A 7,619-nucleotide genomic window follows, 5' to 3' on the forward strand; every position below is an offset into this window, starting at 1 on the left:
CTATGACCGACACGACGACTCTCTACGCCCATTTCGCCGCGCGGATCGATGCGGTGCTCGACGCGCTCGAAATGGAAGGCTCGCTGCCCCCGGAAACCGACCGCTCCAACGTCGCGGTAGAGCCGCCGCGCGATCCTGCGCATGGCGATCTCGCCACCAATGCCGCCATGGTCCTCGCCAAGCAGGCCAAGAGCAATCCGCGCGCGTTGGCCGAGAAGATCGTTTCACACCTTGAGCGCGATCCCGACGTGGTGTCGCTCGACATCGCGGGGCCGGGGTTCATCAATCTGCGCATCGAACCCGACGCCTGGCGGCGCGAGATCGCCGCGATCGCGGAGATGGGCGATGCCTATGGCCGCTCGGCGATGGGCGGCGGCAAGCGCGTGAACGTCGAGTACGTCTCCGCCAATCCGACCGGGCCGATGCATATGGGCCATTGCCGGGGCGCGGTGGTGGGCGATGCGCTGTGCGGCCTGCTGGAATTCGCAGGCCACACGGTCACGCGCGAATATTACGTCAATGATGCGGGCGGCCAGGTCGACGTGCTCGCCCGTTCCGCGCACCATCGTTATCGCGAGGCTCTGGGGCAAGATGCTGGCGAACTTGCCGAAGGGCTCTATCCCGGCGATTACCTGATCCCGGTCGGCAAGGAGCTGGCCGAGGAATTCGGCGATCGCTATGCCGATGCGCCCGAAAGCGAATGGCTCGCTCTGTTCCGCACCCGCGCCGTGGCGGCAATGATGGGAATGATCCGCGCCGATCTCGCCCTGCTCGGCATCCATCACGACCTGTTCTCGTCCGAAGCGGAACTGCAGGCCGCGAAAAAGCCCGAAAAAGCCGAAGCATGGCTGCGCGCGCGCGACCTCGTCTATGACGGCGTGCTCGAAGCGCCCAAGGGCAAGGCGCCGCCCGAAGATTGGGAGCCGGTCGAACTGCCGCTGTTCCGCTCGACCCAATTCGGAGACGACCAGGACCGGCCGATCAAGAAATCGGACGGCAAATGGACCTATTTCGGCGCCGACCTCGCCTATCACTTCCAGAAGGCGGAACAGGCCGATGCGCTGATCGACATCTGGGGCGCGGACCACGCGGGCACCGTCAAGCGGATCAAGGCCGCCGTCGCCGCGCTGACGCAAGGGGCGGGGCGCAGCGTGCCGTTCGACGTCAAGCTGGTGCAGATGGTCAAGCTGTTGCGCGACGGCGAGCCGGTGAAGATGTCCAAGCGCTCAGGCACTTTCGTGACCTTGGCCGAAGTGGTCGAGGAGGTCGGCAAGGATGTCGTGCGCTTCACCATGCTGACCCGCAAGCCCGACGCGCAGATGGAATTCGACTTCGCCAAGGTGGTCGAAGCGTCGAAGGACAATCCGGTCTTCTACGTTCAATACGCCCACGCCCGCATCCATTCGACGCTGCGCAAGGCGAAGGAACAGGGCATCATACCCTCGGGCGAGCATCTCGACCGATTGGGCGAGGCGGAGCTGGCCTTGGTGCGCGAGGCGGCGCAATTCCCCCGCGTGGTGGAATCCGCCGCGATCGCGCGCGAGCCGCATCGCATCGCCTTCTATCTCGGCGATCTGGCCGCCGCCTTCCACAGTTTCTGGAACGCGGGGAACGACGATCCCTCGCTCCGCATGATCCAGTCCGAAAACGAGACGTTGAGCGCGGCGCGGCTTTTCCTTGCGGTGCAGATCGGGCAGGTAATCCGCAACGGGCTGGCGATCCTGGGGGTCGAAGCCGTCGAGGAAATGTGAGGGATTTGAACGGTGATGCAGGGCGCGGAGGGCACTAACGACAGCCGGACGCTCGATTTCGGCGATGGGGACGAAAGCCTCCCCTGGCTCGAATCGGGCGAGGAAGAGACGCAGACCGGTTTCGACACCACGCGGCTGATCGGAATCGCGCTGCTGATGGTGGTCGCGCTGGGTGTGATCGTGGGCGCGATCTGGTGGTTCACCAACTCCACCGCCGCAGGCGGGCCAGAGCCGGACGGATCGCTGGTGGAGGCGCCGGACGAGCCCTATCGCAGCCGACCCGAAGATGCCGGCGGCAAGACCTTCGCCGGAACGGGCGACACCAGCTTCGCAGTCGGCGAAGGCCAGACGCGGGAAGGCCGCCTGGCCAACGAGCCAGCGCCTGCGATTACGCCCACTCCTACCGAGACCGCTGCGAGCGAGCCTGCGCCCGCCGAAACGCCCGCGCCGCGATCCAACGCCCTGCCGCGCGGCACGGCGGTGCAGGTCGGCGCCTATTCTAATCGGGCGGATGCGGAAGAAGGGTGGCGCACCTTGCAGCGGCAGACCGACGCGCTGTCGGGCGTCGATTATCGCATCGTCGAAGGTCGCGCCGATATCGGCACCGTCTTCCGGCTTCAGGCGGCGGGCGGCGACAATGCCGGTGCGCGTCGCCTCTGCAACGCGCTTCAGTCCGACGGACTGCCCTGCCAAGTCAAATAGGGCCAAGTCAAATAGGGCTAAGTCAAATAGCTGAGGGGCAGGCGCGGCCTGTCCACACCGATGCTTCTGATGATGCTTGCGGCAGGGGGGCAAAGCTGCGATTCTTCAGGCTATGACACCTGCCATATTCGGTATCGCCGGTCCGCGCCTGTCCGCTGAAGAGCGCGCTTTCTTCAAGGATTGCGATCCTGTCGGCTACATCCTGTTCGCGCGCAATTGCGTCGACCGGGACCAGATGCGCGCGCTGACCGACGAGCTGAAGGCGATCCACGGGCGCGAGCAGACCTTCATCTCGATCGACCAGGAAGGGGGCCGTGTCGCGCGTATGAAGCCGCCCGAATGGAACCGCTACCCGGCTGGCCAGGCCTTTGCCGAACTGTACCAGATCGCGCCCGCCAGCGCGATCGAGGCGGTCCGTTTGAACGCCGAAGCGATCGCGCGCGAATTGTCCGAAGTGGGCGTCACGGTCGATTTCCACGCCCCCTTCGATGTGCGTCGCCCCGAGACGAGCGATGTGATCGGCGATCGGGCGCTGGGCACCGATCCCTTGCAGGTCGCAGCGTTGGGGCGCGCCACGCTCGAAGGAATGGCGCGCGGTGGCGTACTGGGTTGCCTCAAGCACATGCCCGGCCATGGCCGCGCCACCGTGGACAGCCACAAGGAAATGCCGGTGGTCCATGCGAGCGAAGCGGAGCTTGAAGAGGACATCGCGCCCTTCCGCGCGCTTTCAAGCCATCCGCTCGGCATGACCGGCCATCTGATGTTTCCCGCCTGGGATGGCGAGCATCCCGCCACCCAGTCGCCGACGATCATCGAAGATGTGATCCGCGGCGCGATCGGCTTCGACGGCCTGTTGCTGACCGACGATATCGACATGGAAGCGCTCGAAGGCAGTGTACCCGAACGCTCGGAACGCGCGCTGGCCGCAGGGTGCGACGTGACACTCAATTGCTGGGCGAAGATGCCGGACATGGAGGGCATCGCCACGCGCAATCCCGATCTGAGCGATCCGGCCCGCGCGCGGTTCGATCGGGTCATGGATGCGATCGGTCCGATGCCGGAAGGGTTCGAGACCTCCGACCTGATCGCCCGTCGCGATGCCTTCTTCGCCGCCGCGCAGGACGCCGCGTGAGCGATACGCTCTCTCTCTTCGGCGATAATGCGGAGGAGCAGCGGGCATCCGATGGGCAGGAAATCGCCGACGAGAGGGCCAACGACCGGTTAGGCACCGACGAAGCGCTCTATCTCGAACTGGACGGGTGGGAAGGGCCGCTCGATCTCCTGCTGGATCTCGCACGCCGCCAGAAGGTCGATCTGCGGTCGATCTCGATCCTCTCGCTCGTCGATCAATATCTCACCTATATCGACGAGGCGGAGGCGCTGAAGCTGGAGCTGGCGGCCGATTATCTCGTGATGGCGGCATGGCTCGCCTATCTCAAATCCGCGCTTCTGCTGCCAAAGGACGAACAGGAAGAGCCGTCTGCCGAAGAACTGGCGCTGAAACTGCAATTGCGGCTCCAGCGCCTAGGCGCGATGCGCGAGGCGGCGGCGCGGTTGATGGCGCGCGACCGTATCGGGCGCGACGTCTTTCTGCGCGGAAGGCCGGAGGGGCTTGAGATCGCGCACAAGACGCGCTGGCGCTGCGACCAGTTCGCGCTGATCGAGGCTTATGGCCGGGTCAAGGCGCGCACTGCGCCTGCCGTTCACATGGTGCGCGAGCGTCCGGTGATGACGCTCGATTCGGCGCTCGACCGGGTGTCGGCCATGCTCGGCGTGACGCTCGACTGGATGCGGCTGGAAGAATTCCTCCCGCCCCATGCCGAACCGCGCTTGCGCAAATCCGCGCTCGCCTCCAGCTTCGTCGCAGCGCTCGAACTGGCGCGACTGGGCAGGGCGGAGCTGGCGCAGGACGAGGTCTTCGGACCCCTGCGTTTGCGCAGGGTCGCACGATGAGCACCGATCTGGAGCGCGCGCTCGAAGCGGCTCTGTTCGCGGCGGACGAGCCGATGAGTGCCGAATCGCTTGCCGGCTTCCTGCGCGATGCGCCGCTCGGCGAGGTCGAGGAGGCGCTGCGCGCGCTGGCGGAGCATTACGAGCGGCGCGGTATCCATCTGGTCGAGCGGGCCGGACGCTGGCATTTCGAGACCGCGCCCGATCTGGCGCATTTCCTCAGGCGGGAGCGCGAACAGGTCCGCAAGCTCAGCCGCGCGGCGACCGAGGTGCTGGCGATCGTCGCCTATCACGAACCGGTGAGCCGGGCCGAAGTGGAATCGATTCGCGGCGTGCAGACATCGTCCGGCACGCTCGATGTGCTGATGGAGGAGGGCTGGGTCCGTATCGCCGGACGCCGCGAAGCGCCGGGCCGACCCACGATCTATGCGACGACGCCTGCCTTTCTGGACCATTTCGGGCTCTCCAGCCGCCGCGATCTTCCCGGCCTTGCGGAACTGCGCGCCGCCGGACTGCTCGACCCGGTGGAGGAGGCATACGAGGACCTTATGGGCGAAGGGAGCGATCCCGATCGCGAGGATGCAGACGAGGTCTGACACCGAAACATGCGGTCCTGTGCGCGATCCGCTGGCTTAATCGCACGCGGGCCCCTATATCGGAGGGACAGCTAGCAAAAGGTACTCAAATGTCGCTCGGTCCATGGCAGCTCATCATTATCGCTCTCGTCATTCTCGTCCTGTTCGGACGGGGCAAGATTTCCGAAATGATGGGTGATTTCGGCAAGGGTATCAAAAGCTTCAAGCAGGGCATGAACGAGGAGGACGGTGCGTCCGAACGCCGCGATTCGCCCCGGATCGAAGGCCCCGCGCATGATGCGAAGCCCGCCTCCGAAACGGTGAGGGACGAGCAGGCGCACACGCCTTCGGACCGCACCTGATCCGCAACGGCGGGCGGACCCGTAAATGTTCGATATCGGAGCCGCCGAGCTTCTGGTGATCGTCATCACTGCGATTGTGGTGATCGGCCCCAAAGAGATGCCGCGCGCCTTGAGGACCGCCGGGCGCTGGATCGGCAAGATGCGGCGCATGTCCAATCACTTCCGCACCGGGCTCGACGCCATGATCCGCGAAGCGGAAATGGAAGAGGCCGAAAAGGAATGGCGCGAGCGCAATCGCGAGATCATGGCGCGTTCGGGCGGCGAGACGTTCGGAAGCGATCCGGTAGAACCGGCAATGGAGCCGCTTCCCGGCCCGGCGCCGGAACCCGTTGCGAACGAAGCCGACGCTCGGGCCGAAGCGGCGATCGAGCGCGCTAAGCCCAAAGCGTCTGGCGAAGCGGCCGGTGAGCCCGAACTTCCGCTCGATCCACCCCCGCCGCCCGAAAACGGCGAGGCCGGACGATGAAGGACCTCGACGAAACCCAGGCACCGCTGCTCGAACACCTGATTGAACTGCGTACGCGCCTGGTTCGCTGCGTTCTGGCGCTGGTCGTCGCTTTCGGCATCTGCCTCTATTTCGCCGATTCGATCCTCGGCTTTCTGATCCAGCCGCTGAAAGGCGCCTTCCCCGACGGGGAAGGGCAGCTGATTTTCACCAAGCTCTACGAGGTGTTCTTCGTCGAGCTGAAAGTGGCTCTGTTCGCAGGCTTCTGCCTCAGCTTCCCGATCATCGCCAACCAACTCTGGGCCTTCGTCGCCCCGGGGCTGTATGCGCGCGAGAAGAAGGCATTTCTGCCATTCATTTTGGCCACCCCGCTGCTGTTCGCTTGCGGCGCGTCGCTCGCCTATTTCGTCGTCATGCCGACTGCGTTCGAATGGTTTCTCGGCTTCGAGGGCGAAGCGGGCGGAATGGCGATCCAGGCGTTGCCGACAGCGAACGAATATCTCGGCCTGGTGATGCAGTTCATCCTCGCCTTCGGGATCAGCTTTCTTCTGCCCGTCCTGCTCCTGCTGCTGCACCGCGCAGGCATCGTGTCGCGCGAGCAATTGGTGGGCGCGCGGCGATACATCATCGTGCTCGTGATCGCGCTTTCGGCGGTCATCACGCCGCCGGACCCCGGATCGCAACTCTTGCTGGCCATACCCTTGCTGTTGCTGTTCGAGGGATCGCTTATCCTGATGCGCCTTGCGGATCGGAAGACAGGCGGCGAGGAAGACGCGAAGGACGAGAGCGGCGATGCGTCCAAGGGCAGTACCGAGAGCCTCTGAAACCGGCTGATCGGCCGACGTTTGGTAATGCGGCTTTATCTGAACCGCGGTCCATTCGTCCGTCTCAGGTTGCAGGCCGCGCGATTGGCTTGAGCGCGCAATCCGATCACCCGGTCGAGCGCGCCTTTTGGATCTTCGAAATCCTCGACCGAAGGGATGGGCTGAACGCGCTTCGGTCCTGCCCCCGACGACAGAACGCCCGACAGTGATAGACCAAAAAAAACGGGGCCGATCGGCCCCGCTTTCTTAATCGGAATGATCAGTCCGCTTACGGGCTGACGGCATCGTCGTCGCCATCGTCGGCAGCGATCACAACCGCGGTGATGATGGCGGCAGCGGCCAGAACGCCGATGACCACACCGACGCCGCCGGCGAGTTCGGATTCACCTTCGACCGGAGCAGCGCTGCGCTCGGCAGCGACAACCGGGGCGGAAACCAGAGTGGCAGCAGCAGCAACTGCAGCGAGGTTACGAATCTTCATTTCAATCTCCTTCGGAGAACACAGCGTTTCTCGTTCATGTGCGGTGATAGGAAGGGTGGGAGTTGGATGCAAGACCTAAATATCGCCCCAAAAGCGACAATTTAAGTATTATGGGCTGACGGGATCATCATCTTCCGAAAGGAAAACGATCGCTGCGGCTACTGCGGCAATCCCGGCGAGAAAAACGATCGGCGATTGTCCGCCGATTGCGCTTTCCCCTTCGATCGGCGCGTGACCGCGCGTTTCGGCCTGGGCGAGCACAGGAGACAGGGCGATCGCCCCAACTGCACCGACCAAACAAATCTTGCGAAGCATCGATATCCCCTTTTTGGATCGGACCAGCCCCAGATCGGGTCAGGCCGCTCCCAAACACGAACAATCTCACCATAGGCGCAACCGAGCCCGTGCGGCCCGATCGCGTGCATGGACCTAGACGAGGGTTGGTTTAGCTGAGGTTAACGCGATCCGGAACCCCGACCGACCGACGCCGTAGACAAAGACTCATTCGGCATCCTTTGCATAGACCCGG

Annotated in this window: 10 protein-coding genes; 8 read left to right on the forward strand and 2 right to left on the reverse strand. The window is 64.4% G+C overall.

Annotation, left to right across the window (positions count from 1 at the left end; translation table 11 throughout):
* Nucleotides 1-2 precede the first annotated feature (2 nt).
* The 8 genes from argS (at nucleotide 3) to tatC (ending at nucleotide 6,609) form a co-directional block, all read left to right on the forward strand.
* Nucleotides 3-1,751 carry an arginine--tRNA ligase gene (argS, locus tag A3736_RS04950; protein ID WP_067680001.1) on the forward strand — a complete coding sequence of 583 codons (1,749 nt, stop codon included), beginning with the start codon at nucleotides 3-5 and terminating at the stop codon, nucleotides 1,749-1,751.
* Nucleotides 1,752-1,766: 15 nt separating this feature from the next.
* A complete protein-coding gene (locus A3736_RS04955) occupies nucleotides 1,767-2,453 on the forward strand; it encodes an SPOR domain-containing protein (protein WP_067679965.1) in 687 nt (228 codons plus the stop codon).
* Nucleotides 2,454-2,565: 112 nt separating this feature from the next.
* Nucleotides 2,566-3,585 (forward strand): beta-N-acetylhexosaminidase, encoded by a 1,020-nt coding sequence (gene nagZ / locus A3736_RS04960; RefSeq protein WP_067679968.1) that lies wholly within the window; start codon nucleotides 2,566-2,568, stop codon nucleotides 3,583-3,585.
* 62 nt (nucleotides 3,586-3,647) lie between these two features.
* Nucleotides 3,648-4,406, forward strand: coding sequence for a ScpA family protein (locus A3736_RS04965; RefSeq protein ID WP_067680004.1), 759 nt, complete (start codon nucleotides 3,648-3,650; stop codon nucleotides 4,404-4,406).
* Complete coding sequence (gene scpB, locus A3736_RS04970) at nucleotides 4,403-4,999, forward strand: SMC-Scp complex subunit ScpB (RefSeq protein WP_067679971.1); 597 nt, start codon at nucleotides 4,403-4,405, stop codon at nucleotides 4,997-4,999. Before A3736_RS04965 ends, scpB begins: the two co-directional genes overlap by 4 nt.
* Before the next feature lie 89 nt (nucleotides 5,000-5,088).
* Complete coding sequence (tatA, locus tag A3736_RS04975; RefSeq protein WP_067679974.1) at nucleotides 5,089-5,340, forward strand: twin-arginine translocase TatA/TatE family subunit; 252 nt, start codon at nucleotides 5,089-5,091, stop codon at nucleotides 5,338-5,340.
* 25 nt (nucleotides 5,341-5,365) lie between these two features.
* On the forward strand, nucleotides 5,366-5,806 hold the full coding sequence (gene tatB, locus A3736_RS04980; RefSeq protein WP_067679977.1) for a Sec-independent protein translocase protein TatB: 441 nt from the start codon (nucleotides 5,366-5,368) through the stop codon (nucleotides 5,804-5,806).
* The gene (gene tatC, locus A3736_RS04985) at nucleotides 5,803-6,609 is read left to right on the forward strand and encodes a twin-arginine translocase subunit TatC (RefSeq protein ID WP_067679980.1); all 807 of its coding nucleotides are present in this window, start codon (nucleotides 5,803-5,805) and stop codon (nucleotides 6,607-6,609) included. Before tatB ends, tatC begins: the two co-directional genes overlap by 4 nt.
* Before the next feature lie 268 nt (nucleotides 6,610-6,877).
* On the opposite strand, the gene A3736_RS04990 is transcribed toward tatC, so the two are convergent.
* On the reverse strand, nucleotides 6,878-7,090 hold the full coding sequence (locus A3736_RS04990; protein ID WP_067679983.1) for a hypothetical protein: 213 nt from the start codon (nucleotides 7,088-7,090) through the stop codon (nucleotides 6,878-6,880).
* A gap of 108 nt (nucleotides 7,091-7,198) precedes the next feature.
* A complete protein-coding gene (locus tag A3736_RS04995; protein ID WP_067679986.1) occupies nucleotides 7,199-7,405 on the reverse strand; it encodes a hypothetical protein in 207 nt (68 codons plus the stop codon).
* Between the last annotated feature and the right edge of the window lie 214 nt (nucleotides 7,406-7,619).

The sequence above is a fragment of the Erythrobacter sp. HI0063 genome, assembly GCF_001635685.1.
Lineage (GTDB): Bacteria > Pseudomonadota > Alphaproteobacteria > Sphingomonadales > Sphingomonadaceae > Qipengyuania.